The organism is Halobacillus sp. SY10 (assembly GCF_045401165.1).
Lineage (GTDB): Bacteria > Bacillota > Bacilli > Bacillales > Halobacillaceae > Halobacillus > Halobacillus aidingensis.
The window spans coordinates 142,045-161,591 of the sequence record NZ_CP174345.1 but is presented as its reverse complement, the minus strand read 5'-3'; the positions used below and the strand labels follow the sequence as shown (position 1 = coordinate 161,591).

36 protein-coding genes are annotated in these 19,547 nt (G+C 44.9%); all 36 read right to left on the bottom strand.

The genetic code is table 11. The annotated features are described in order from the left end of the window. Positions 1-2: 2 nt before the first annotated feature. The 36 genes from ACJA3J_RS00900 to rplD all read right to left on the bottom strand — a co-directional run bounded on the left by ACJA3J_RS00900 (position 3) and on the right by rplD (position 19,543). Positions 3-851, bottom strand: a complete 849-nt coding sequence (locus tag ACJA3J_RS00900; protein ID WP_406945270.1) for a VOC family protein — start codon at positions 849-851, stop codon at positions 3-5. A 254-nt stretch (positions 852-1,105) separates the two neighbouring features. After that, the gene (gene rpsI, locus ACJA3J_RS00895; protein WP_075038155.1) at positions 1,106-1,498 is read right to left on the bottom strand and encodes a 30S ribosomal protein S9; all 393 of its coding nucleotides are present in this window, start codon (positions 1,496-1,498) and stop codon (positions 1,106-1,108) included. Between the two features lie 18 nt (positions 1,499-1,516). Next, positions 1,517-1,954: a 50S ribosomal protein L13 gene (gene rplM, locus ACJA3J_RS00890; RefSeq protein ID WP_075038156.1), complete on the bottom strand. Its 438-nt coding sequence runs from the start codon at positions 1,952-1,954 to the stop codon at positions 1,517-1,519. A gap of 215 nt (positions 1,955-2,169) precedes the next feature. After that, positions 2,170-2,910: a tRNA pseudouridine(38-40) synthase TruA gene (gene truA / locus ACJA3J_RS00885; RefSeq protein ID WP_406945269.1), complete on the bottom strand. Its 741-nt coding sequence runs from the start codon at positions 2,908-2,910 to the stop codon at positions 2,170-2,172. Between the two features lie 16 nt (positions 2,911-2,926). After that, positions 2,927-3,724, bottom strand: a complete 798-nt coding sequence (locus tag ACJA3J_RS00880) for an energy-coupling factor transporter transmembrane protein EcfT (protein ID WP_089654415.1) — start codon at positions 3,722-3,724, stop codon at positions 2,927-2,929. Beyond that, positions 3,717-4,589 (bottom strand): energy-coupling factor ABC transporter ATP-binding protein, encoded by an 873-nt coding sequence (locus ACJA3J_RS00875; RefSeq protein ID WP_089654416.1) that lies wholly within the window; start codon positions 4,587-4,589, stop codon positions 3,717-3,719. The genes ACJA3J_RS00880 and ACJA3J_RS00875 overlap by 8 nt, the downstream gene beginning before the upstream one ends. Continuing rightward, entirely contained in the window at positions 4,565-5,404 is an 840-nt protein-coding gene (locus ACJA3J_RS00870; protein ID WP_406945268.1) for an energy-coupling factor ABC transporter ATP-binding protein, read from the bottom strand. The genes ACJA3J_RS00875 and ACJA3J_RS00870 overlap by 25 nt, the downstream gene beginning before the upstream one ends. A 189-nt stretch (positions 5,405-5,593) precedes the next feature. Then, on the bottom strand, positions 5,594-5,953 hold the full coding sequence (gene rplQ, locus ACJA3J_RS00865) for a 50S ribosomal protein L17 (protein WP_115824710.1): 360 nt from the start codon (positions 5,951-5,953) through the stop codon (positions 5,594-5,596). Positions 5,954-5,998: 45 nt separating this feature from the next. After that, complete coding sequence (locus ACJA3J_RS00860) at positions 5,999-6,943, bottom strand: DNA-directed RNA polymerase subunit alpha (RefSeq protein ID WP_089654419.1); 945 nt, start codon at positions 6,941-6,943, stop codon at positions 5,999-6,001. A 179-nt stretch (positions 6,944-7,122) separates the two neighbouring features. Further along, on the bottom strand, positions 7,123-7,518 hold the full coding sequence (rpsK, locus tag ACJA3J_RS00855; RefSeq protein ID WP_406945267.1) for a 30S ribosomal protein S11: 396 nt from the start codon (positions 7,516-7,518) through the stop codon (positions 7,123-7,125). Positions 7,519-7,548: 30 nt separating this feature from the next. After that, positions 7,549-7,914 (bottom strand): 30S ribosomal protein S13, encoded by a 366-nt coding sequence (rpsM, locus tag ACJA3J_RS00850; protein ID WP_089654421.1) that lies wholly within the window; start codon positions 7,912-7,914, stop codon positions 7,549-7,551. A 24-nt stretch (positions 7,915-7,938) separates the two neighbouring features. Next, on the bottom strand, positions 7,939-8,052 hold the full coding sequence (gene rpmJ / locus ACJA3J_RS00845; RefSeq protein ID WP_002509257.1) for a 50S ribosomal protein L36: 114 nt from the start codon (positions 8,050-8,052) through the stop codon (positions 7,939-7,941). A gap of 28 nt (positions 8,053-8,080) precedes the next feature. Next, a complete protein-coding gene (gene infA / locus ACJA3J_RS00840) occupies positions 8,081-8,299 on the bottom strand; it encodes a translation initiation factor IF-1 (RefSeq protein ID WP_008636026.1) in 219 nt (72 codons plus the stop codon). Beyond that, a complete protein-coding gene (locus ACJA3J_RS00835; RefSeq protein WP_035511657.1) occupies positions 8,277-8,612 on the bottom strand; it encodes a KOW domain-containing RNA-binding protein in 336 nt (111 codons plus the stop codon). The genes infA and ACJA3J_RS00835 overlap by 23 nt, the downstream gene beginning before the upstream one ends. A gap of 16 nt (positions 8,613-8,628) precedes the next feature. Beyond that, a complete protein-coding gene (gene map / locus ACJA3J_RS00830) occupies positions 8,629-9,375 on the bottom strand; it encodes a type I methionyl aminopeptidase (protein WP_115824709.1) in 747 nt (248 codons plus the stop codon). After that, the gene (locus ACJA3J_RS00825; protein WP_089654423.1) at positions 9,372-10,025 is read right to left on the bottom strand and encodes an adenylate kinase; all 654 of its coding nucleotides are present in this window, start codon (positions 10,023-10,025) and stop codon (positions 9,372-9,374) included. Before ACJA3J_RS00825 ends, map begins: the two co-directional genes overlap by 4 nt. 43 nt (positions 10,026-10,068) lie before the next feature. Continuing rightward, on the bottom strand, positions 10,069-11,361 hold the full coding sequence (gene secY / locus ACJA3J_RS00820; protein WP_089654424.1) for a preprotein translocase subunit SecY: 1,293 nt from the start codon (positions 11,359-11,361) through the stop codon (positions 10,069-10,071). Next, positions 11,361-11,801 carry a 50S ribosomal protein L15 gene (rplO, locus tag ACJA3J_RS00815; RefSeq protein ID WP_089654425.1) on the bottom strand — a complete coding sequence of 147 codons (441 nt, stop codon included), beginning with the start codon at positions 11,799-11,801 and terminating at the stop codon, positions 11,361-11,363. The genes secY and rplO overlap by 1 nt, the downstream gene beginning before the upstream one ends. 30 nt (positions 11,802-11,831) lie before the next feature. Then, on the bottom strand, positions 11,832-12,014 hold the full coding sequence (gene rpmD, locus ACJA3J_RS00810; RefSeq protein WP_089654426.1) for a 50S ribosomal protein L30: 183 nt from the start codon (positions 12,012-12,014) through the stop codon (positions 11,832-11,834). A gap of 18 nt (positions 12,015-12,032) precedes the next feature. Continuing rightward, entirely contained in the window at positions 12,033-12,533 is a 501-nt protein-coding gene (rpsE, locus tag ACJA3J_RS00805) for a 30S ribosomal protein S5 (protein ID WP_089654427.1), read from the bottom strand. Between the two features lie 20 nt (positions 12,534-12,553). Continuing rightward, on the bottom strand, positions 12,554-12,916 hold the full coding sequence (gene rplR, locus ACJA3J_RS00800) for a 50S ribosomal protein L18 (RefSeq protein WP_074736217.1): 363 nt from the start codon (positions 12,914-12,916) through the stop codon (positions 12,554-12,556). A gap of 35 nt (positions 12,917-12,951) precedes the next feature. Next, on the bottom strand, positions 12,952-13,488 hold the full coding sequence (rplF, locus tag ACJA3J_RS00795; RefSeq protein ID WP_089654428.1) for a 50S ribosomal protein L6: 537 nt from the start codon (positions 13,486-13,488) through the stop codon (positions 12,952-12,954). Between the two features lie 30 nt (positions 13,489-13,518). After that, a complete protein-coding gene (gene rpsH, locus ACJA3J_RS00790) occupies positions 13,519-13,917 on the bottom strand; it encodes a 30S ribosomal protein S8 (RefSeq protein WP_089654429.1) in 399 nt (132 codons plus the stop codon). Positions 13,918-13,947: 30 nt separating this feature from the next. Continuing rightward, positions 13,948-14,133: a type Z 30S ribosomal protein S14 gene (locus ACJA3J_RS00785; RefSeq protein WP_035511674.1), complete on the bottom strand. Its 186-nt coding sequence runs from the start codon at positions 14,131-14,133 to the stop codon at positions 13,948-13,950. A 26-nt stretch (positions 14,134-14,159) separates the two neighbouring features. Continuing rightward, a complete protein-coding gene (gene rplE / locus ACJA3J_RS00780) occupies positions 14,160-14,699 on the bottom strand; it encodes a 50S ribosomal protein L5 (RefSeq protein ID WP_115824707.1) in 540 nt (179 codons plus the stop codon). 26 nt (positions 14,700-14,725) lie between these two features. After that, positions 14,726-15,037, bottom strand: coding sequence for a 50S ribosomal protein L24 (gene rplX, locus ACJA3J_RS00775; RefSeq protein WP_075038175.1), 312 nt, complete (start codon positions 15,035-15,037; stop codon positions 14,726-14,728). A 40-nt stretch (positions 15,038-15,077) separates the two neighbouring features. Further along, positions 15,078-15,446 carry a 50S ribosomal protein L14 gene (rplN, locus tag ACJA3J_RS00770; protein ID WP_035511677.1) on the bottom strand — a complete coding sequence of 123 codons (369 nt, stop codon included), beginning with the start codon at positions 15,444-15,446 and terminating at the stop codon, positions 15,078-15,080. Positions 15,447-15,488: 42 nt separating this feature from the next. Next, positions 15,489-15,752, bottom strand: coding sequence for a 30S ribosomal protein S17 (rpsQ, locus tag ACJA3J_RS00765; protein WP_035511679.1), 264 nt, complete (start codon positions 15,750-15,752; stop codon positions 15,489-15,491). Positions 15,753-15,776: 24 nt separating this feature from the next. Continuing rightward, positions 15,777-15,977, bottom strand: coding sequence for a 50S ribosomal protein L29 (gene rpmC, locus ACJA3J_RS00760; protein ID WP_008636054.1), 201 nt, complete (start codon positions 15,975-15,977; stop codon positions 15,777-15,779). Further along, complete coding sequence (gene rplP, locus ACJA3J_RS00755; protein WP_027953416.1) at positions 15,967-16,401, bottom strand: 50S ribosomal protein L16; 435 nt, start codon at positions 16,399-16,401, stop codon at positions 15,967-15,969. The genes rpmC and rplP overlap by 11 nt, the downstream gene beginning before the upstream one ends. An 18-nt stretch (positions 16,402-16,419) precedes the next feature. Further along, positions 16,420-17,061: a 30S ribosomal protein S3 gene (gene rpsC, locus ACJA3J_RS00750; RefSeq protein WP_035511682.1), complete on the bottom strand. Its 642-nt coding sequence runs from the start codon at positions 17,059-17,061 to the stop codon at positions 16,420-16,422. Positions 17,062-17,064: 3 nt separating this feature from the next. Then, positions 17,065-17,406: a 50S ribosomal protein L22 gene (gene rplV, locus ACJA3J_RS00745; protein WP_035511684.1), complete on the bottom strand. Its 342-nt coding sequence runs from the start codon at positions 17,404-17,406 to the stop codon at positions 17,065-17,067. Between the two features lie 20 nt (positions 17,407-17,426). Next, positions 17,427-17,705, bottom strand: coding sequence for a 30S ribosomal protein S19 (rpsS, locus tag ACJA3J_RS00740; RefSeq protein WP_035511685.1), 279 nt, complete (start codon positions 17,703-17,705; stop codon positions 17,427-17,429). Between the two features lie 57 nt (positions 17,706-17,762). Next, complete coding sequence (gene rplB / locus ACJA3J_RS00735; RefSeq protein WP_089654431.1) at positions 17,763-18,596, bottom strand: 50S ribosomal protein L2; 834 nt, start codon at positions 18,594-18,596, stop codon at positions 17,763-17,765. Positions 18,597-18,632: 36 nt separating this feature from the next. Beyond that, positions 18,633-18,920: a 50S ribosomal protein L23 gene (gene rplW / locus ACJA3J_RS00730; RefSeq protein ID WP_089654432.1), complete on the bottom strand. Its 288-nt coding sequence runs from the start codon at positions 18,918-18,920 to the stop codon at positions 18,633-18,635. Further along, positions 18,920-19,543 (bottom strand): 50S ribosomal protein L4, encoded by a 624-nt coding sequence (rplD, locus tag ACJA3J_RS00725; RefSeq protein ID WP_089654433.1) that lies wholly within the window; start codon positions 19,541-19,543, stop codon positions 18,920-18,922. The genes rplW and rplD overlap by 1 nt, the downstream gene beginning before the upstream one ends. Between the last annotated feature and the right edge of the window lie 4 nt (positions 19,544-19,547).

The window sequence follows — 19,547 nt, the reverse complement described above, 5'->3', positions numbered from 1 at the left end:
ATTCACACAAGCAACCGAATACCATTACTTGATGGGTCCATCGTGTAGATGACTCCTTCTTTTTCATCGACAGACGCTCCCATTTGCAGAATTCTATTGATCGCTTCTTTCCTTGAGTGTTCATGAGGAAAATGAATATCAAACCATTCCAATCCTGCTTCCTGATCTTCTGGAATCGGAGCATCGGCACCCTTCCATGTATTAAGCCCAATATGATGATGGTAATTGGCCGATGAAATAAATAAGGCCTGATCACCGAAAGTGTTCACTATATCGAATCCTAGACCGTCACAATAAAATTGCTTCGCTTGTGCAAGATCTGATACATGAAGATGAATATGGCCCATGACCGTGCGATCCGGCAGCCCCATCCACCCGGCGTTGGTTTCAAATCGGAATAACTCTTCGAAATCCAACGGGTCGACGGTCATTTTCACCTCATTTCCTGACCATTCCCATAATGAGGAGGGCCGGTCGATATACACTTCTATACCATTTCCATCAGGATCCGAGAAGTAAATGGCTTCACTAACGAGATGATCCGCCGAAGCCACCTGGATGTTGTTCTTAAGCAAATGTTTGACCAAATCGGCAAGGTCCGCCTTTTCTGGTAAAAGGAGTGCAAAATGATACAGCCCTGTTGCTTTTCTGTTTGCTGGTATACCCTCACTAACCTCTTCAAGGACAAGAAGCGGCTTTTCTTCCCCTCCACTTAAGTAAACCGCATGACCGGACCGCTTCCATATTTGAAAACCAATAATGGTTGTGTAAAACTCCAACGATCGCTCTAGGTCCATGACTTTCAAAGTAACCTGAGTGACGTGGGTGTTTTCTTTTTCGTGAAAAAGCATGTGAACCCCTCCATACGTATATCTTTTCCCTTAGTATATCGAAATAAGGATTTTACAGATATTTATATGCTTTCAATTATGTCTGGCACCGGTTTTACTTTCATAGGTGCCAGGCACCCGTTTCGTTAAATCCAGTTCCTGGTACCATTTATCAGCCCACGGTGTCTGGCACGACATATAAGATATCACCATCAATAAAACATAAAAAAAGACTCCCAACCGAGTCGGTTGAGAGCCTTTTGTATAAGCATCGATTAACGCTTGGAGAATTGTGGAGCGCGACGAGCACCTTTAAGACCGTATTTCTTACGCTCTTTCATACGTGCGTCACGAGTCAATAGACCAGCGCGTTTCAATGGTGTACGGTATTCAGGATCCGCTTGTAACAAAGCACGAGCGATTCCGTGACGGATTGCACCAGCTTGTCCTGTGAATCCACCGCCATCTACGTTTACATATACATCATAGTTACCTTCAGTTTCTGTAACAGCTAGAGGCTGTTTCAGAATCATACGAAGAGTTTCATATGGGAAAAAGTCTTCAGCATCACGTTTGTTTACTACTACACGACCAGTTCCTGGAACAAGACGTACACGAGCTGTTGAGCTCTTACGACGACCAGTACCTGAGTATTGTACTTGTGCCACTAAGATTACCTCCTTTGATTATCCGCGAAGTTCGTAAACTTCTGGTTTTTGTGCTTCATGTTTGTGTTCCGCACCAGCGTAAACATGAAGTTTCTTGCCCATCTTACGTCCAAGACTTCCTTTTGGAAGCATACCTTTAACAGCAAGCTCTAGCATTTGCTCAGGGTATTTCGTACGCATTTCGTTAGCCGTACGGGATTTCAAACCACCTACGTGGTTAGAGTGACGATAATAGATCTTATCGTTGATTTTGTTTCCTGTAAGTTGGATCTCACCAGCATTGATGATGATGACGTGGTCACCTGTGTCAACGTGTGGTGTGTATGTTGGTTTATTTTTACCGCGAAGGATCGCAGCAACTTCGCTCGCTAAACGGCCGAGTGTTTGCCCTGCAGCATCCACAACATACCATTTACGTTCAACGTTGTTTTCATTTGCCATGAAAGTTGTGCGCATATCGGTTTCCCTCCTGAAATGTTTGATTTCTCATAGACTTCGTTACTACTTTATCATTTATCTCAAATACGATTAGTTTTCCGGGGCTAACCGTGGTACAGAAATAAAATGCCATAGAATATAATATAACACCTTGTAACTATATGTCAAGGGCATGCACACCTGGATTCGTTGTTTTTTTAAAAGGAGAGCATCTTTTTCTAGGTCAAATCCTTCTAGTAAAACACTTCCCATAAGAATAATCCTTGTGGTGGTGCCGTTTTCCCTGCTTCGTTACGGTTTTTCGCTTCGATGATCCGCTTTACATCTTCGGGCTTACGTTCGTTTCTGCCGACTTCCAACAAAGTTCCGACAAGAATCCGGACCATATTATAGAGGAAGCCTGAACCCCGGAAGATAAACACAATGTCATTTCCTTCTTTGGTTACTTCCGCTTTATAGATCGTCCGGACCTTGGTCCCTTTAATGTCTGTCTTTGGTGAACAAAATGAGGTGAAATCATGCTCGCCCTCAAGATGGCTGCACGCTTCTTTCATACGGACGATATCGAGTTCTGCCCGGACGTGGTGAGTATAATGACGGCGGAAGAGGTCAGGCTCATGAGCATGATGGACATAATAGCGGTACTCTTTTCCCTTCGCATCATACCTTGCATGAAATTCTTCAGAAACCTGATCCGCAGAAACGACTTGAATATCATCCGGAAGAAGCGACCCCAGTGCTCTTTTCCAATTCGCCATAGGAATGTGAAGGGGAGTCTCAAAATGAATCACCTGACCGACCGCATGAACACGTGCATCCGTCCGTCCAGAAGCGACCACTTTCACCTGTTCCCCTTTATGCATTTTCCTTAATGCTTTCTCAAGCTCTGCCTGGATCGTATTCCCATTCGGCTGAACTTGATAGCCGGCGTAATTCGTTCCATCATAACGGATGACCATTCGAATTCTTATCATAAAAAGTTCCTCCCCATCAGCTTCTCGTCATGAATAGGGCGATGACTAACAGAGCGAACAGGACATACAATGAAATATCAAGTTTTGATATCCTCAGTTCCCTGAGCTTTGTACGCCCTTCCCCTCCTTGATATCCACGCGCTTCCATTGCCATAGCGAGCTCCTCTGCGCGTTTGAATGCACTCACGAACAAAGGGACTAGAAGAGGTACAATCGCCTTCACACGGTCCTTTAACGTCCCTGTGCGGAAATCTACACCACGGGAAGCCTGGGCTTTGGAGATTTTCTCTGTCTCCTGCATCAATGTCGGAATGAAGCGGAGGGAGATCGACATCATCAGCGCCAGTTCATGAACAGGGAACTTCACTTTTTTCAAAGGACCCAACAGCTCCTCAATGGCATCTGTAATTTCGATCGGCGTCGTTGTCAACGTAAGCAGCGAAGTCACAAGGATCAGGAGGAAGAACCTTAACGAAATGGCTCCTCCCTGGACGAGACCTTCCCTGTAAACATCCCAGCCAAATATAGAAAAAGCGACGTCCCCTTCCCTCGTGACAAACAAGTGTAGGAGGAACGTAAACACAATGAGGAACCAGACCGGTTTCAAACCTTTCATAATGTAACGGAATGGCACACGGGAAAGCAAGGCACTTCCGACAGCAAAGAGAGCAAGCACCCCGTAGCTCATAACAGAGTTAGCAAAAAATACGATCACAACATAAAAGAAGATGATAGCGATTTTGGAACGAGGGTCAAGGCGGTGGATCACGGAATCTGTCGGGATATACTGACCGATAATTAAAGAACTACTCATGATCGCTGCCCCCTCTCACTTTGCGGGCTAATTCTTTTGCTAACTCAGCTATGGTCTGACCTTTATATTCAAGATTAATTCCATACTCTTTCTCCGCTTTACTTAAGAAGGCGATGACTTCCGGAACATCCAACTGGACTTGCTCAAGGTCTTCCTTCTGCCGGAAAATATCCAATGGTGTCCCTTCTTTGTAAAGTTCCCCATGGTTCATAATCAGAATATAGTCGGCATAGGCAAGGGCATCTTCCATACTATGAGTGACAAGAATGGTCGTTAATCCCTTTTCATGATGAAGGTCATAGAACATGTCCATCACTTCTTTTTGGCCGCTGGGATCAAGTCCTGCAGTTGGTTCATCCAAAACGAGAACCTTAGGATCCATCGCAAGCACCCCTGATATAGCCACACGGCGCATCTGACCACCACTCAAGTCGAATGGTGAACGGTCGAGCAAATCTTCAGGGAGCTTGGTCGCCTTAACCGCAGCTTTCGTGCGTCGTTCGATTTCTTCTTGAGGGACTCCGAAATTCTGCGGACCGAAGGCAATATCTTTCGCAACTGTTTCCTCGAACAATTGATGCTCAGGATATTGGAAAACAACGCCGACGTTTTCACGCAGCTCTCTCAAGTGTTTGTTTTTTACACCGGCTTCAATTGTATAATCACCCAGATGAATTTTCCCTTCGGTTGGTTGCAACAGTCCGTTCAAATGCTGAATCAGTGTCGACTTCCCTGAACCTGTGTGGCCGATGACAGCTACAAAAGACCCAGATTCGATCGAGAAGGTCATATCATTCAGTGCTTTGTGTTCGAATGGACTGTTCGGTTGATAGGTATAGCTTACATGTTCAAACGAGATGTGCATAAGTCCTCCAACAACTCCTGGTGATTGAGTGGCTCACGAGATAGGCTCAAACCTTCTTCTTTGAGGTGATCAGCCATTTTACTTACAAACGGAGTATCCAAGCCAATTTCAGTCAACTGTTCTTTTCTAGAGAATACGTCTCGCGGTGTCCCTTCCATCCAAACTTCCCCACCATTCATGACAATCACTCTTGAAGCCAATGTCACTTCTTGAAGGTCGTGGGTGATTGTCACTAATGACAAGTCTCTTTCCTGCTGGACGTCGCTGACGGTCTTCATGATTTCTTTTCTGCCTTTTGGATCAAGCATGGTGGTTGCTTCATCAAGAATGATGAATTCAGGTGATACAGCAAGGACGCTGGCGATGGCAATCCGCTGTTTTTGACCGCCTGATAACCGGTGGGGTTCATGCCTCTCATATGCTTCCATACGGACAGCTCCCAGGCTTTCTTTGATGCGCTCAACCATAAGTTCGCGAGGCATGCCGTGGTTTTCCATTCCGAACGCAACGTCATCCCTGACGGTGGTCCCTACAAACTGGTTATCCGGATTCTGAAAAACCATCCCTACCTGTTTTCTGACTTCCCACACCGTCTCAGGTGTCACTTTCATTCCATCGACGATAATTTCCCCTTCCTGAGGAAACAAAAGTCCATTCATTAATTTAGCAATCGTCGATTTGCCTGAACCATTATGACCGATGATCGCCACCCACTCATCCGGACCTATGGTGAAGCTCACGTCCTTCAACACCCAGGGCATGTCTTCCTGGTATTTAAAAGAAACATGACGAAACTCGACTTGTCTCTCTCCCATCTGTGTTCCTCCTCTGCTCAACTGACTATTTCCCAGGAAATATGACATCATTTCCTATCAACCGAAGGATGGGTCATCTAAAAACCGACCCCATCCGGACGGTATTTTCTTCGATTTGGATATAAAAAAAGGGCTGGATGTAACCTCGCGATGAGATTCAGTCCTGCCCTTTAACCCTCATGGTATTCATTAAACTAGTTCAATGATCGCCATTTTCGCTCCATCACCTTTACGCTCGCCTAGTTTAAGCACGCGAGTGTAACCACCTTGACGGTCTTCATAGCGTGGACCGATGTCAGAGAATAGCTTTTGCAAAGCTGTTTGCTCCCCATCTTCGTCGGCTTGCGCATTGTAAAGGAATGATTCAGCTTGACGACGGGCATGTAGATCGCCGCGTTTCCCTAGTGTAATCATTTTTTCTACAACAGAACGAAGCTCTTTCGCTTTAGCTTCTGTTGTTTCCAAACGTTCGTGAATGATCAAGTCTGTCGCTAAGTTACGAAGTAGCGCCATACGCTGATCAGTTGTACGTCCTAGTTTTCTAGCCATTGATAATCCCTCCCTTATCTGAATCTCTTAGATGTGTTCTATCTATTAATCGTCTTTTCTTAAACCTAAGCCCAGTTCGTCCAACTTGTGCTTCACTTCTTCAAGTGACTTGCGACCAAGGTTGCGTACCTTCATCATGTCTTCTTCAGACTTATTCGCAAGTTCCTGCACTGTGTTGATACCAGCGCGTTTCAAGCAGTTGTAAGAACGGACAGAAAGGTCAAGTTCTTCGATCGTCATTTCTAGAACTTTTTCTTTTTGGTCCTCTTCTTTTTCAACCATGATTTCAGCTTTTTGAGCTTCATCTGTAAGGCCTACAAAGATATTGAGGTGTTCCATATAGATTTTAGCCCCAAGAGAGATCGCTTCTTCTGGACGAATGCTGCCATCCGTCCATACATCCAACGTCAACTTATCAAAGTTAGATGTTTGACCGATTCTAGTGTTCTCTACTTGATACGTTACACGGGATACCGGCGTAAAAATAGAGTCAACTGGAATGACGCCAATTGGTTGATCCTCATGGTTGTTTCCTTCAGCCGGACGATATCCTCGGCCGCGTTCTGCTGTAATACGTGCACGGAAGCTGGAATTGCTATCTAATGTTGCGATGTGAAGATCTGGATTAAGAACTTCTACATCACTGTCGTGCGTAATGTCAGCCGCTGTAACTTTTCCTTCACCCTGTACATCAATCTCCAAAGTCTTCTCTTCGTCGGAATAAACCTTCAAAGCTAGTTTCTTTAGATTAAGAATGACTGTGGTTACGTCTTCGACGACACCTTCAATAGTTGAAAACTCATGAAGGACCCCGTCAATTTGAACTGATGTGACAGCAGAGCCGGGAAGTGAGGATAATAGGATACGACGCAAGGAGTTCCCTAGAGTTGTACCATACCCACGCTCAAGCGGTTCTACGACGAACTTACCAAAAGTAGACTCATCGCTGATCTCGACCGTTTCAATCTTTGGCTTTTCAATTTCGATCATTTACACTAAACCCTCCTTCAAAACGTCGAAACCCCGGTTAGACAATAGGTCTAACCGAAATTCCTCAGGTAGGCAGTCCCGATAAAAAGACAACTGCATATTTTCTCTGTCTACGGCGGTGATGATTAAAAGCTATCATAACCCATTATAGACAGGGTGACAAATTCTATTCAGAACTATTATACGCGACGACGTTTTGGTGGGCGGCAACCATTGTGTGGTACTGGAGTTACGTCACGGATTGCCGTGATTTCAAGACCTGCTGCTTGTAGAGAGCGGATTGCTGCTTCACGACCAGCACCAGGGCCTTTAACTGTTACTTCAAGAGTTTTCATACCGTTGTCCATAGCGTCTTTCGCCGCAGATTCAGAAGCCATTTGAGCAGCGAATGGAGTAGATTTACGGGAACCTTTGAAACCAAGGGATCCAGCACTGCTCCACGCGATAACGTTACCTTGAACATCAGTGATCGTTACGATTGTGTTGTTGAAAGTAGAGCGGATGTGTGCCACACCGGTCTCTATATTCTTTTTCACGCGACGCTTACGACTACGAGTGTTTCCTTTACGTGCCATATAGTTAGCTTACCTCCTTTGTGTTGCTTATTATTTACGTTTGTTAGCCACGGTACGACGTGGGCCTTTACGTGTACGAGAGTTGTTTTTCGTCTTCTGTCCGCGAAGTGGAAGTCCACGACGGTGACGGATTCCGCGATAAGAACCGATCTCAATCAAACGCTTGATGTTAAGAGAGTTCTCACGACGAAGGTCACCTTCCGTGTTGTGTTGTTCCACTGCTTTACGGATTTTACCTAGTTCGTCTTCTGTAAGATCGCGAACGCGAGTATTTTCAGAAACGCCAGCTTCAGCTAGTACGTCTTTGGCAAGGGATTTACCGATACCGTAAACGTAAGTTAGGGATACGACTACTCGCTTGTCACGAGGAATATCTACACCTGCAATACGTGCCATAAGTTACGTGCACCTCCTTCAGTTTTAGCCTTGTTTTTGTTTATGCTTAGGGTTTTCACAGATAACCATGACTTTACCTTTACGTTTGATGACTTTGCATTTTTCGCAAATTGGTTTTACAGAAGGCCTTACCTTCATCATCCATACCTCCTTTAAGATCGGAGTTTTATTTATAACGGTACGTAATACGTCCTTTTGTTAAGTCATAAGGGGAAAGTTCTACCGTTACCTTGTCTCCTGGTAAGATTCGAATAAAGTGCATGCGAATTTTACCGGAAACGTGAGCTAAAACGGAGTGACCGTTCTCGAGTTCAACCTTGAACTGTGCGTTCGGTAAGGTTTCAACGACGGTCCCTTCTACTTCAATTACATCGTCTTTCGCCATCGAGTTGATCTCCCTTCTTCAAATCAGTCACTGCTTCATTGACATATTTTGATACGGCAAATCGAAGCTTGCCATTTGTGACACGACCAGTTTCCAGAAGGCTGTCCTGGACTTCCGGAGAGATGAAATCCATAAGCTCAACATGTTGCAAATTCTTTTTCTTTGGTCGATCATACTTACGTTTCTCTCCGTCGGCAAGCAGCACAAAGCGGCCATCCAGTACATCGATCACTACCGCGTACTGTCCTGCCTCACGCCCCTGCACAATACGAACAATTTGACCTATTCGCGGACTCGACTCAGATTCGTTCAAAAACGATCACCTTCATTTAGGATTTTGTAAGGATTTCATATCCTTCATCCGTAATTGCAATGGTGTGCTCAAAGTGAGCGCACCTTTTACCATCTTGAGTGACTACCGTCCAATGGTCGCCAAGCGTCTTCACATAGCGAGACCCTGCGTTCACCATCGGTTCTACAGCCAATACCATACCAGGCTTGAGGCGTGGTCCTTTGTTTGGCGGGCCGTAATGAGGAATTTGAGGATCCTCATGAAGCTCCTGCCCTACTCCGTGTCCCACATACTCTCTTACGATTGAAAAGCCTTCAGGCTCAACGAAGCTCTGGATCGCATGGGATATATTTGAAAGGCGTACACCTGGCTTTGCTTCATCAAGTCCTTTAAACAATGATTGCTCAGTAACTCTCAGCAGTTCCATGGTTTCATCATCGACGGCTCCGACCGGATACGTCCAGGCCGAATCTCCGTGATAACCTTTATATTTGGCACCAATATCGATGCTGATGATATCACCTTCGTTCAACACCCTGTCTCCAGGAATGCCATGAACGAGTTCTTCGTTGACAGATGCACAGATACTTCCACGGAATCCATTATAACCTTTAAAAGATGGGATTGCATCCATACTGCGTATGAATTCATCTGCAATCTTATCCAATTCCCCGGTTGTTATACCTGGTTGGATGTTTTGTTCCAACTTTTGGTGCGTCAAGGCGACGATCCGCCCTGCTTCACGCATAATATCTAATTCCCGTGAAGTCTTACAAATAATCATTCAGCTAGTTCTCCCAGCTTTTGATCGATGTCTTGGAACACTTCGTTGATATCTTTGTCACCTTCGAATGATACCAAGTACCCTTTCTCTTGGTAGAAATCAAGCAGAGGTTGTGATTGCTCAACATTGACCTCCAGGCGCTTTCTTACGGTATCAGGCTGATCGTCTTCGCGCTGAATCAACTCAGAGCCATCGTGATCACACTTGCCGTTTTCTTTCGGCGGGTTGAAGACCACGTGATAGGTAGCACCGCATGTCGGGCAGATGCGTCGTCCAGTAAGACGCTCGATGAGTTGCTCCTTAGGAACATCGATATGAAGTACATAGTCCAAAGACTCCTCCATATCAGTCAAGAGGTTCTCAAGGGCTTCTGCTTGGGCGATTGTCCTCGGGAAACCATCTAATAGGAATCCTTTTTGACAATCCGGTTTACTAAGACGCTCGCGAACGATTCCGATGGTCACTTCATCGGGAACCAATTCACCTTTGTCCATATAGGATTTGGCTTCTTTGCCCAGTGCTGTTCCTTCTTTGATAGCTAATCGGAACATATCTCCAGTTGAGATATGAGGGATGTCATATTTTTCGACTATCTTCTCAGCCTGAGTACCTTTACCGGCACCAGGGAGACCCATCAGAATTAAATTCAACGTGTTCCCCTCGCTCTCATTTATTCATTAGCTTTGACACTAATTATTTAATGAATCCTTGATAGTGGCGCTTCACAAGCTGACTTTCCAGCTGCTTCATGATCTGCAGGGCAACCCCTACAACAATCAGCAGGCCGGTACCTCCGATTTGAATGCTTGGCGGCAACTGAGCGGCCGAGCCCAAGATGATCGGTAGGATAGAGACAGCTGCTAGGAAGATGGATCCTACGAACGTCAATCGGTACATCACACGAGTCAAGTACGTTTCCGTATTGGCTCCAGGACGAATTCCCGGGATATACCCGCCTTGCTTCTTCAAGTTTTCAGCCATTTGTTCCGGATTCACCTGAACAAAAGTATAGAAATAAGTGAAGGCAATAATCAACGCAACATAGATAATCATTCCAGGCCAGTTTTGATAATCAAATATATATTGAATGACGGAGGCGACTTCGCTGTTCTCAAAAAGTCCAGCGACGGTTCTTGGTGCGATAATGAAAGATATCGCAAAGATGACCGGGATGACTCCTGCAGCATTCACTTTCAGTGGTAAGTGAGTAGAATGCCCACCTACTGGCGAACGGTTAACCAACCGTTTTGCATATTGAATAGGAATCTTACGAAGGGCTTGTTGGATGAAGATAACTCCCACAACAACCGCAACAATAACAAGTACAATCAGAGCGATGATGACCAAATTAATGAACAATTCATCTCCAGCACCGGAAATGTATTGATCATACAACTGGTTGACACCGGTCGGGATTGCAGCAACAATTCCTGCAAAAATCAGGATGGAAATACCATTTCCAACGCCGTGTTCAGTGATTTGCTCACCAAGCCACATTAGAAACGCTGTACCGCCTGTCAAGACAAGAGCAATGATTAAGAATTTCGTAACTCCTGGATCAGCGATCAATTGACCACCAGCCAGTGCATTAAAACCTATAGACATGCCGATGGCTTGAATGAAAGCGAGCACGATCGTTCCATAGCGGGTAAACTGAGCTAATTTTCGACGGCCGACTTCACCTTGCTTTTTCCATTCCGCAAACTTAGGAACGACGTCCATCTGCAACAATTGCATGATGATGGAGGCTGTAATGTAGGGCATGATCCCCATAGCGAAGATGGAGAAGTTTTGTAATGCCCCGCCTCCGAATGTGTTCAGGAACCCAAACGCATTCTGTTCATCCATGAAATTGATGGCTTCTCTATTCGTAAAAGGAACCGGGATGAATGTTCCCAGGCGAAAAACAATGAGCATCAACAAAGTGAAAATAATCTTCCGTCGAATATCACCCACGCGCATAAAATTGGAGATTGTCCGGAACATTAAATCACCTCAGTTTGACCGCCCGCTGCTTCAATTGCTTCTTTCGCGGAAGCAGAGAACTTGTGAGCTTTCACTGTAAGTTTCTTTTCGATTGAACCTTTAGCTAGTACTTTGATTCCGGCTTTTTGGTTGCTTACCACACCAGACTCCAGCAATAGCTCAGGAGTAACCTCTGTGCCTTCTTCAAAGCGATTCAGTGCATCAAGGTTGATAATCGCAAATTCCTTACGGTGAACGTTAGTGAAACCACGCTTAGGCAGGCGTTGGAAAAGTGGCATTTGACCACCCTCGAAACCTGGGCGAGTTTTGCTTCCTGAACGCTGGCCTTGACCTTTATGACCACGACCGGAAGTTTTACCGTTACCAGATGCCATACCGCGACCTACGCGGTTACGTTCTTTACGAGTACCTTTAGCAGGTTTTAGTTCATGCAGTTTCATGCGTTGCACCTCCTTATATCTTTTGTAGAATTAAACTTCTTTAACCGAAACTAGGTGAGACACCTTATTAGCCATACCTCGGATCGCTGGGTTATCTTCAAGTACGACAGTTTGACGGATCTTGTTCAGACCTAGCGCCTTGACAGTAGAGCGCTGATCTTGCGGTCTACCAATAACACTGCGCGTGAGGGTAATTTCTAACTGTTTAGCCATTTTATTTCCCTCCTTATCCTACAGTTCTTCTACTGATTTACCACGAAGTTTAGCGACGTCTTCTGCACGCTTAAGCTCGCTAAGTCCAGTGATTGTAGCACGTACCATGTTGATTGGCGTGTTAGAACCAAGTGACTTAGATAGGATGTCTTGAACACCTGCAAGCTCAAGTACCGCACGGACAGGTCCACCAGCGATAACTCCGGTACCTTCTGCTGCTGGTTTCATAAGAATGTTACCTGCACCAAAGCGTCCGTTGATTTCGTGTGGAATTGTCGTGTTCTTCACTGGTACTGTGATTAGATTTTTCTTAGCATCATCAATGGCTTTTTTGATCGCTTCAGGTACCTCTTGGGCTTTTCCTGTACCGAATCCGACATGACCATTTTTATCTCCAACTACAACCAATGCAGCAAAACGGAAACGACGTCCACCTTTAACTACCTTAGCTACACGGTTGATGGTAACTACGCGTTCTTCAAGATCAAGTTTGTTAGGGTCGATGTTTGTTGTAATCATTTATGTCCCTCCTTTAACTATTAAAATTCTAGGCCGGCTTCGCGAGCGGCTTCAGCTAGTGCTTTCACACGTCCATGATACAAGTAACCTCCACGGTCGAATACAACAACTTTATAACCGTTGTCGATCGCACGCTTAGCCACTAATTCACCGACTTTTTGAGCAGCCTCGACATTGCCTGTAGCATCAAGGTTGAAGTCATTGTCGACAGTAGACGCACTTGCTACTGTTACTTGGCTTTCATCGTTGATTAGCTGAGCATAAATGTGTTTGTTAGAGCGGTATACGTTCAAGCGTGGGCGTTCAGCGGTGCCAAAGACATTCTTACGAACGCGTGCATGACGCTTTTTACGTACGACATTTTTATCTGCCTTCGTGATCATCAGGGTCACTCCTTTCTATACGTTAGCTATGAGTCTTACTTAGCTGTTTTACCTTCTTTTCTGCGTACATATTCGCCTTCGTAGCGAATTCCTTTACCTTTATAAGGCTCTGGAGGACGGATCGCACGGATCTTCGCAGCTACAGCACCAACAAGTTCTTTGTCGATCCCTTTAACTGTTACTTTCGTGTTGGATGGAACTTCGATTTCGATACCTTCATGGTTATCGACTTCAACAGGGTGAGAGTAACCAGCGTTGATTACAACATTTTGACCCTGTTTCTGCGCACGGTAACCTACACCGATGATTTCAAGACTTTTCTCATAGCCTTTAGAAACACCTTCAACCATGTTACCGATCAGGCTGCGTGTAGTACCGTGAAGAGCACGGTGTTCTTTGTGGTCGCTCGGACGAGCTACAGTAAGAACGTTGTCCTCAACTTTAACTGTGATGTCCTTGTGGAATGTACGAGTCAATTCCCCTTTAGGACCTTTAACTGTAATCGTGTTGTTATCCTGGATGATTTCTACACCTTCAGGAATTTCAAGTGATTTTAAACCTACGCGAGACATATGTTTGCACCTCCTGTCTGATCTGTTTTTTTACCAGATGTAAGCTAGAACTTCGCCACCGATGGCTTGTTCACGAGCTTCTTTATCTGTCAATACACCTTTTGAAGTAGATACAACGGCTACACCTAGACCGTTAAGAACTTTCGGAAGTTCTTCAGCGTTAGCGTAAACACGTAGACCTGGCTTACTGATACGCTTCACACCAGTAATTACACGCTCATTGTTTTGACCGTACTTAAGGAAGATGCGAAGAACTCCTTGCTTGTTGTCTTCAACAAATTCATAGTCACGTACAAAACCTTCACGCTTAAGGATATCAGCGATTTCTTTTTTAACGTTGGAAGCTGGAAGCTCAAGCTTCTCGTGACGCACCATGTTAGCGTTACGAATACGTGTAAGCATATCTGCAATTGGATCTGTCATTGTCATAACTCATTAACCTCCTTCCCTGTTTCGGGTTTACCAGCTGGCTTTTTTGACACCAGGGATTTGACCTTTATATGCAAGTTCACGGAAACAAATACGGCAAAGCTTAAACTTACGAAGTACGGAGTGCGGACGTCCGCAGCGTTCACAACGCGTGTATTCGCGCACTTGGTACTTCTGTTTACGCTGTTGCTTCGCGACCATTGATTTTTTAGCCACTATTTTCCCTCCTTATAGTTAGCTCATTATTTTTGAAACGGCATGCCGAATTGAGCCAGAAGTTCACGTGCTTCTTCGTCAGAGTCAGCTGTAGTGACAATAACGATATCCATACCACGCACTTTGTTTACTTTATCGTAATCGATCTCTGGGAAAATCAATTGCTCTTTAACACCAAGCGTGTAGTTTCCACGACCGTCGAAAGCTTTCTTAGAAATACCACGGAAGTCACGCACACGTGGTAGAGATACGGCGATCAGTTTTTGGAGGAACTGGTACATGCGCTCTCCACGAAGTGTAACCTTCGCACCGATTGGCATACCTTCACGTAGGCGGAATCCTGCAATTGATTTCTTCGCTTTTGTGATAACTGGTTTCTGTCCAGTGATCAATGTTAGTTCTTCTACAGCTGTGTCAAGTGCTTTCGCGTTTTGAACAGCGTCACCTACACCCATGTTGACAACGATTTTCTCAACTTTTGGTGTTTGCATGATGGAATCATATTCAAATTTGTTCATCAAAGATGAGACAACTTCTTCTTGATATTGTTTCTTTAGTTCGTTCATCGTGTGGCCCTCCTTTCTTCTATGGCTTATTTATCTAGTGCTTCACCAGATTTTTTCGCGATACGAACTTTCTTGCCGTCCTCGACTTTGTAACCAACACGTGTCGGCTCACCAGTCTTAGGGTCGATTGGCATTACGTTGGATACGTGGATCGCAGCTTCTTGTGTTAGGATTCCACCTTGTGGATTCTCCTGAGAAGGCTTCGCGTGCTTTTTCACTTCGTTCACACCTTCAACAAGAACACGATCTTTCTTCGGATAAGCTTCAAGGACTGTTCCTTGTTTGCCTTTATCCTTACCAGTAATTACCATTACTTTGTCACCTTTTTTTACGTGCATTCTTCGCGCACCTCCTTAACAAGGCATTTCATTCAGGCTTTTATAATACTTCTGGAGCTAGAGATACAATCTTCATGAATTTAGCATCACGAAGTTCACGAGCTACCGGTCCAAAGATACGAGTACCGCGTGGCCCTTTGTCATCACGCACGATTACTGCTGCGTTTTCATCAAAACGGATGTAAGAACCATCTTTACGGCGAACTCCACTCTTAGAACGTACGATAACAGCTTTTACTACTTCACCTTTTTTAACAACGCCTCCTGGTGTTGCCTGCTTCACAGTAGCAGTGATGATATCACCAATGTTAGCTGTTTTGCGGCCGGATCCACCCAATACTTTAATCGTTTGGATTTCACGAGCACCAGAGTTATCTGCGACTTTCAGACGAGATTCCTGTTGAATCATACAATGTAACCTCCCTTCGGATTAACTCCGAGCGAACTTTATTTAGATAATGACAGACTCTTCAACAACTTCTAGAAGACGGAAACGCTTAGAAGCAGACAATGGACGAGTTTCCATGATGCTTACGATGTCGCCGTTTTTCGCTTGGTTGTTTTCGTCATGTGCTTTGAACTTTTTGGAATACTTTACGCGCTTGCCGTAAAGTTTGTGGAACTTATAAGTTTCTACTAGTACAGTGATGGTTTTATCCATTTTGTCAGAAACGACACGGCCAGTATAAACTTTACGATTATTACGTTCAGTCATGTGAGGGTGACCTCCTCTCATCTATTAGTTATTTACGCCTAGCTCACGTTCACGAGCAACGGTCTTCATACGTGCGATGGACTTGCGAACTTCACGGATACGTGCAGTGTTCTCAAGTTGACCTGTTGCCAATTGGAAGCGTAGGTTGAAAAGTTCTTCTTTAAGAGACTTAACTTTTTGTTCAATTTCGGCAGTGGTTAATTCACGGATCTCATTAGCCTTCATTGATTTCACCACCAATTTCTTCACGTTTTACGAATTTCGTACGGATCGGCAGTTTGTGTGAAGCAAGACGCAACGCTTCGCGTGCAACCTCTTCAGATACACCTGCGATCTCGAACATGATTTTCCCTGGCTTCACGACAGCTACGAAACCTTCTGGAGCACCTTTACCGGAACCCATACGTACTTCTAGGGGTTTAGCAGTATAAGGCTTATCAGGGAAGATTTTAATCCAAACTTTACCGCCACGCTTCATGTAACGAGTCATCGCGATACGCGCTGCCTCGATCTGGCGGGCTGTGATCCATGCTGGATCGATTGCTTGCAAACCATATTCACCGAATGCTACTTCAGTACCGCCTTTTGCACGGCCTTTTAAGCTAGTACGGTGTTGACGACGATATTTAACACGTTTAGGCATTAACATAATGCTTTTCCCCCTTCCTTACTTGTCAGTTTTAGTTGGAAGGACTTCTCCACGATAGATCCACACTTTAACACCAAGCTTACCGTAAGTGGTGTCAGCTTCTGCAGTTCCGTAATCGATATCTGCACGAAGTGTGTGTAGTGGTACTGTTCCTTCACTGTAATATTCAGCACGAGCGATATCCGCGCCACCTAGACGGCCAGATACTTGGGTACGAATACCTTTAGCTCCTGCACGCATAGCGCGTTGGATCGTTTGTTTTTGAGCACGACGGAAAGATACACGGTTTTCCAATTGACGTGCGATATTGTCAGCTACAAGAGTAGCGTCAAGATCTGGCTTTTTCACTTCAACGATGTTGATGTGAACGCGTTTACCAGTTAGTTGGTTTAGAGCTTTACGAAGTGCTTCTACTTCAGAACCGCCTTTACCGATAACCATTCCTGGCTTAGCTGTGTGCACAGTAATGTTTACACGGTTTGCTGCGCGTTCGATTTCTACCGTAGAAAGAGCAGCATCTTTAAGACGATTTTCAACATATTCACGAATCTTAATGTCTTCATGTAACAAGTCTGCATAGTCTTTGCCAGCGTACCACTTGGATTCCCAGTCGCGGATTACGCCGATACGAAGACCTACCGGATTAATTTTTTGACCCACTGATTATCCCTCCTTTTTTTCTGATACGACCACTGTGATGTGGCTTGTGCGTTTGTTGATTTGGCTTGCGCGGCCCATAGCGCGAGGGCGGAAACGTTTAAGAGTTACGCCTTCGTTTACAAACGCTTCGGAAACGTATAGGTTTTCCGGGTCCATTTCATAGTTGTGTTCTGCGTTAGCGATCGCGGAGTTAAGAAGTTTCTCAACTACTGGAGATGCGCCACGTTGTGTTAGACGTAGTGTAGCTAGAGCTTCACCAACATTTTTTCCTCGAATTAAATCAATTACCAAACGAGCTTTACGAGGAGCGATACGAACGGTTTTAGCAACTGCTTTAGCTTGCATTAGAGTGCCTCCTCTCTATATTAACGTTTTGTTTTCTTATCGTCGCCAGAGTGTCCCTTGAACGTACGGGATGGCGCGAATTCACCTAGTTTGTGACCTACCATATCTTCAGTCACATAAACTGGTACGTGCTTACGACCGTCATAAACGGCGATTGTGTGTCCGACGAAGTTAGGGAAGATCGTAGAACGGCGAGACCAAGTCTTTACGACCTGCTGTTTATTATCTTCGTTCAACTTCTCGACTTTTTTCATTAAGTGATCATCTACAAAAGGTCCTTTTTTCAGGCTGCGGCCCATGAATAAACCTCCCTTCGTGATTGAGAGACGGGTGTTATTGCCCGCCCGACAATCCCGTTATTTTTTACCGCGTCTACGTACGATATATTTATCAGACGGCTTGTTGCGTTTTCTCGTTTTGTATCCAAGAGTTGGTTTACCCCATGGAGATACTGGAGATGGCATACCGATTGGCGCGCGTCCTTCACCACCACCGTGTGGGTGATCACTAGGGTTCATTACAGAACCACGTACTGTAGGGCGCTTACCTTTCCAACGAGAACGTCCGGCTTTACCTACGCTGATTAGTTCGTGTTCAAGGTTACCAACTTGACCGATTGTTGCACGGCAAGTGCTTAGTACCAAACGAACTTCACCAGAAGTCAGGCGTACAAGCGTGTATTTTTCTTCACGACCAAGGATTTGTGCAGAAGCACCTGCAGAACGGACAAGCTGTCCCCCGCGTCCTGGCTTAAGTTCTACGTTGTGTACGATTGTACCAACTGGAATGTCTTTCAACTGAAGAGCATTACCTGGTTTGATATCTGCACCTTCACCAGAAAGAATTTCCGTTCCAACCTTCACACCTTTTGGAGCTAGGATGTAACGTTTTTCACCATCAACATAATTGATTAGTGCAATGTTAGCGGAGCGGTTTGGATCATATTCGACTGTAGCAACGCGTCCAGGTATTCCATCTTTGTCACGCTTAAAGTCGATAATACGATACTGACGCTTGTGGCCTCCGCCCTGATGACGAACTGTCAGCTTACCCTGGTTGTTACGTCCACCTTTTTTATGAAGTGGAGTGACAAGGGAGCGTTCAGGTTTGTCAGTTGTGATTTCAGCGAAATCAGATACTGACATGTGTCGACGACCGTTAGTAATTGGTCTGAACTTTTTAATCGCCATCTTTATTTCCCTCCTTCATATTTCAATTCGTGTATTTTATGCTTCGAAGATTTCTAGTTCTTCGCTGTCCTGAGTCAAAGTGATGACTGCTTTCTTACGATCAGAGCGGTAGCCGCCGTAACGACCCATACGCTTGAATTTACCTTTTAGGTTCATTGTGTTGACAGATGCAACTTGAACACCAAAGACTTCTTCAACTGCTTTTTTAATTTCAGTTTTGTTAGCTTTCGGGCTAACTTCAAACGTATATTTCTTTTCTCCCATAAGATCAGCAGAATGTTCAGTAATGACAGGGCGCTTGATAATATCGCGTGGTTCTTTCATTATGAGAGCACCTCCCCTGCTTTTTCAGCTGCTTCCTTAGTAAGGATCAGCTTGTCATGCGTTAGCAAGTCTAACACACTTACTTGCTCTACAGGAAGACTCTTCACTGTAGGGATATTGTTAGATGATAGAGTTACGTTTTCGTCTGCTTCAGCAGTAACGATCAATGCTTTCTCGTTAACATCTAGTGCCTTTAGAATGTTTGCAACTTCTTTTGTTTTTGGAGCATCTAGAGATAGGCTCTCAAGAACAATGATGTTTTCTTCTTTCACTTTAGAAGAGAAAGCAGATTGAAGTGCCAAACGACGTACTTTTCTTGGCATCGTGTAGCTGTAGCTGCGTGGTGTAGGACCGAATACAGTTCCGCCACCTACCCATTGTGGTGAACGGATAGATCCTTGACGCGCACGGCCTGTACCTTTTTGGCGCCATGGTTTGCGTCCGCCGCCACTAACTTCAGAACGTCCTTTTACTTTGTGTGTGCCTTGGCGAAGATTCGCGCGTTGCATCAACACAGTTTCGTGTAATACGTGAGTATTAGGTTCGATTCCAAAAACGGATTCATTCAGTTCGATTTCACCAACATTAGAACCGCTTTGGTTTAATAGTGCTACTTTAGGCATGACA

What these genes read in the sequence shown, in the direction of transcription:
- rplE (WP_115824707.1), bottom strand. Translation starts at nt 14,699, where the DNA reads ATGAACGAACTAAAGAAACAATATCAAGAAGAAGTTGTCTCATCTTTG.
- rpsH (WP_089654429.1), bottom strand. Translation starts at nt 13,917, where the DNA reads ATGACAATGACAGATCCAATTGCAGATATGCTTACACGTATTCGTAAC.
- rplX (WP_075038175.1), bottom strand. Translation starts at nt 15,037, where the DNA reads ATGCACGTAAAAAAAGGTGACAAAGTAATGGTAATTACTGGTAAGGAT.
- rpsK (WP_406945267.1), bottom strand. Translation starts at nt 7,518, where the DNA reads ATGGCACGTAAAGGAAACACTCGTAGTCGTAAGCGTCGCGTGAAAAAG.
- rpsE (WP_089654427.1), bottom strand. Translation starts at nt 12,533, where the DNA reads ATGATTACAACAAACATCGACCCTAACAAACTTGATCTTGAAGAACGC.
- rplR (WP_074736217.1), bottom strand. Translation starts at nt 12,916, where the DNA reads ATGATCACGAAGGCAGATAAAAATGTCGTACGTAAAAAGCGTCATGCA.
- rpmC (WP_008636054.1), bottom strand. Translation starts at nt 15,977, where the DNA reads ATGAAGGCTAATGAGATCCGTGAATTAACCACTGCCGAAATTGAACAA.
- rplD (WP_089654433.1), bottom strand. Translation starts at nt 19,543, where the DNA reads ATGCCTAAAGTAGCACTATTAAACCAAAGCGGTTCTAATGTTGGTGAA.
- ACJA3J_RS00880 (WP_089654415.1), bottom strand. Translation starts at nt 3,724, where the DNA reads ATGAGTAGTTCTTTAATTATCGGTCAGTATATCCCGACAGATTCCGTG.
- rplP (WP_027953416.1), bottom strand. Translation starts at nt 16,401, where the DNA reads ATGTTAATGCCTAAACGTGTTAAATATCGTCGTCAACACCGTACTAGC.
- rpsM (WP_089654421.1), bottom strand. Translation starts at nt 7,914, where the DNA reads ATGGCACGTATTGCAGGTGTAGATATTCCTCGTGACAAGCGAGTAGTC.
- truA (WP_406945269.1), bottom strand. Translation starts at nt 2,910, where the DNA reads ATGATAAGAATTCGAATGGTCATCCGTTATGATGGAACGAATTACGCC.
- rplM (WP_075038156.1), bottom strand. Translation starts at nt 1,954, where the DNA reads ATGCGCACAACTTTCATGGCAAATGAAAACAACGTTGAACGTAAATGG.
- map (WP_115824709.1), bottom strand. Translation starts at nt 9,375, where the DNA reads ATGATTATTTGTAAGACTTCACGGGAATTAGATATTATGCGTGAAGCA.
- rplB (WP_089654431.1), bottom strand. Translation starts at nt 18,596, where the DNA reads ATGGCGATTAAAAAGTTCAGACCAATTACTAACGGTCGTCGACACATG.
- rpmD (WP_089654426.1), bottom strand. Translation starts at nt 12,014, where the DNA reads ATGGCTAAACAGTTAGAAATTACCCTCACGCGCAGTGTTATTGGTAGA.
- rpsQ (WP_035511679.1), bottom strand. Translation starts at nt 15,752, where the DNA reads ATGACTGAACGTAATAATCGTAAAGTTTATACTGGCCGTGTCGTTTCT.
- infA (WP_008636026.1), bottom strand. Translation starts at nt 8,299, where the DNA reads ATGGCGAAAGACGATGTAATTGAAGTAGAAGGGACCGTCGTTGAAACC.
- ACJA3J_RS00875 (WP_089654416.1), bottom strand. Translation starts at nt 4,589, where the DNA reads ATGCACATCTCGTTTGAACATGTAAGCTATACCTATCAACCGAACAGT.
- rpmJ (WP_002509257.1), bottom strand. Translation starts at nt 8,052, where the DNA reads ATGAAGGTAAGGCCTTCTGTAAAACCAATTTGCGAAAAATGCAAAGTC.
- rplO (WP_089654425.1), bottom strand. Translation starts at nt 11,801, where the DNA reads ATGAAACTGCATGAACTAAAACCTGCTAAAGGTACTCGTAAAGAACGT.
- ACJA3J_RS00870 (WP_406945268.1), bottom strand. Translation starts at nt 5,404, where the DNA reads ATGGGAGAGAGACAAGTCGAGTTTCGTCATGTTTCTTTTAAATACCAG.
- rplN (WP_035511677.1), bottom strand. Translation starts at nt 15,446, where the DNA reads ATGATTCAACAGGAATCTCGTCTGAAAGTCGCAGATAACTCTGGTGCT.
- ACJA3J_RS00900 (WP_406945270.1), bottom strand. Translation starts at nt 851, where the DNA reads ATGCTTTTTCACGAAAAAGAAAACACCCACGTCACTCAGGTTACTTTG.
- secY (WP_089654424.1), bottom strand. Translation starts at nt 11,361, where the DNA reads ATGTTCCGGACAATCTCCAATTTTATGCGCGTGGGTGATATTCGACGG.
- rplW (WP_089654432.1), bottom strand. Translation starts at nt 18,920, where the DNA reads ATGAAAGAACCACGCGATATTATCAAGCGCCCTGTCATTACTGAACAT.
- rpsS (WP_035511685.1), bottom strand. Translation starts at nt 17,705, where the DNA reads ATGGGCCGCAGCCTGAAAAAAGGACCTTTTGTAGATGATCACTTAATG.
- rplQ (WP_115824710.1), bottom strand. Translation starts at nt 5,953, where the DNA reads ATGGCTAGAAAACTAGGACGTACAACTGATCAGCGTATGGCGCTACTT.
- ACJA3J_RS00860 (WP_089654419.1), bottom strand. Translation starts at nt 6,943, where the DNA reads ATGATCGAAATTGAAAAGCCAAAGATTGAAACGGTCGAGATCAGCGAT.
- rplF (WP_089654428.1), bottom strand. Translation starts at nt 13,488, where the DNA reads ATGTCTCGCGTAGGTTTAAAATCACTTGAAATTCCTGAAGGTGTAGAA.
- rplV (WP_035511684.1), bottom strand. Translation starts at nt 17,406, where the DNA reads ATGCAAGCTAAAGCAGTTGCTAAAACCGTTCGTATCGCTCCTCGTAAA.